Genomic DNA, 222 nt, shown 5'->3' on the forward strand with positions numbered 1-222 from the left:
ACTACGGAAAATCCCTATTTTTATGTATACAATGCGCTGCTTTCCCGGTGTACAGTGTTTGAGTTCAAGTCCCTTACGGCAGAAGATATCCGCCGGGGTGTGCAGAACGCAGCGCCGCGTCCGGGTCAGAACCGCGCATGGATTTTTGGTAGGCGGACACAATATCGTAGTGGTCGTCCCCCAATTTATCATAACGCATAGCCGTACGGGCCGCCACCTGCT

Annotated in this window: 1 pseudogene; it reads right to left on the reverse strand. The window is 53.2% G+C overall.

Features of this window, described 5'->3' with window-relative positions:
* Window positions 1-109 precede the first annotated feature (109 nt).
* A pseudogene (locus H6B10_RS16735) lies at window positions 110-222 on the reverse strand (hypothetical protein); the annotation flags it as partial.

The sequence above is a fragment of the Gemmiger formicilis genome, assembly GCF_016901605.1.
Classification (GTDB): domain Bacteria; phylum Bacillota; class Clostridia; order Oscillospirales; family Ruminococcaceae; genus Gemmiger; species Gemmiger formicilis_B.